Origin of the sequence: Burkholderia sp. LMG 13014 (assembly GCF_905232215.1) — a bacterium.
GTDB lineage: Bacteria > Pseudomonadota > Gammaproteobacteria > Burkholderiales > Burkholderiaceae > Burkholderia.
This window is the reverse complement of sequence record NZ_CAJNKE010000944.1, coordinates 1-1,549: the sequence shown is the minus strand read 5'-3', so window position 1 is coordinate 1,549 and position 1,549 is coordinate 1. Positions and strand designations below refer to the sequence as shown.

Genomic DNA, 1,549 nt, shown 5'->3' with positions numbered 1-1,549 from the left:
CGAATCGCGTCAACATCAGTTGTCATACAAGATCGGTGCTCGCGTCATCGATCGCCGGGGCCGGGCGGCTTTTCCGCCGCCAGCCGCCGGCACCGCCGATCAGCCTCCCTTCGTCGTGATCGTCTTCCACGCGCCGCTCTTCACCTGGTACAGCGTCGACATCCCGCTCTTCAACGAGCCGTCGTTCGCGAACGAGATGCGGCCGGTGACCCCTTCGAAGTCGACCTTCTTCAGCGCCGGGCGATAGACCTTCGGATCGGTCGAGCTGGCCGCCTGCATCGCCTTGATCGCCGCCCAGGCCGCGTCGTAGCCGAACTGCGCATACGACAGCACGTCGACGCCGAAGCGCTTCTTGAAGCGCTGTTCGAAATCCTTCCCTTGCGGCAGCTCGTCGAGCGGCCGGCCGTATTCCCACGCCATCGCGCCTTCGGCGGCCGGGCCCGCGATCTTGATGAACTCGTTGTCCTTCACGCCGCCGCCGCCGACGAACTGCGCATTCAGCCCGAGCTGGCGCATCTGCTTGATGAAGTTCGCGGCGAGCGAATCGAGCCCGCCGAAGAAGATCAGGTCGGGGTTCTTGCCCTTCAGGCTCGTGATCTGCGCGCGGAAGTCGACCGCCTGGTTGCTGGTGAACTCGCGGCCGATGATGTTTCCGCCGGCGGCCTTCACGGCCTTCTCGAACTCGTCGGCCTCGCCCTGGCCGAACGCGGTGCGATCGTCGATGATCGCGATGCGCTTCGCCTTCGTCACGTCGACCGCGTACTTGCCCGCGTTGCCGGCGTTCTGGCCGTCGGTCGCGATCACCATGAACATGTTCGCGAGCCCGCGCGCCGTGAGCGTCGGATTGGTCGCGGCCGGATCGATCACCGGGATGCCGGCTTTGTCGTAGACGACCGAGGCCGGAATCGTCGTCCCCGAGTTGAAGTGGCCGACCACGACCGACACGTTCTGGTCGACGAGCGCCTGCGCGGCCTGCACGCCGATGCGCGGGTCGGCCTGGTCGTCCTGCACGACGAGGTTGAAGTGCGCGGGCTTGCCGGCGATCTGCACCTTCTGCGCGACGGCATCGTCGAGCGCGAGCTGCACGCCGTTCTGCAGATCCTTGCCGTAGCCGGCGTTCACGCCCGTGAGCGGCGCGGCGAAACCGACCTTCACGTCGGTCGTATCGGCGGCCTGGGCGGCCTGTTGCGAGAGGAGGGCAAGCGCGGATGCAATCGACACCGACAGCAGGGAATGACGGAATTTCATGTTGTTCCTCTTGTTCGATACCTGCGAGTGAGTACCGCACACGCCCGGGCGGGCCGGACGCGTGCGACGGGCGGGCGGTTCAACCGCTTCTCGGAATCGGGCGGGGAGGTCGGCATCGTGATCCTCGGAAGCATCTCCCGTCAGGCTCCGTGAAGAGCCCCGATCGCCTCGATATATAGGTCGCCGATATGCCCGGGTCTTGGCAATTTGCCGCGCATTCGGTGCGGATTTGCGCATAGCTTCCGCGCGTGTGGGGGCGGCTGGTATCGGGAGTTTCCCGTCGCGAACGGAACGGGCCGAG

General features: G+C 66.0%; 1 protein-coding gene. It reads right to left on the bottom strand.

Features of this window, described 5'->3' with window-relative positions:
• Positions 1–99: 99 nt before the first annotated feature.
• The gene (locus tag JYJ84_RS36385) at positions 100–1,248 is read right to left on the bottom strand and encodes a branched-chain amino acid ABC transporter substrate-binding protein (RefSeq protein WP_175221267.1); all 1,149 of its coding nucleotides are present in this window, start codon (positions 1,246–1,248) and stop codon (positions 100–102) included.
• Between the last annotated feature and the right edge of the window lie 301 nt (positions 1,249–1,549).

Bases quoted from the DNA above. Each gene is read 5' to 3' on its own strand.
- JYJ84_RS36385 (WP_175221267.1), bottom strand. From the start codon at position 1,248: ATGAAATTCCGTCATTCCCTGCTGTCGGTGTCGATTGCATCCGCGCTT.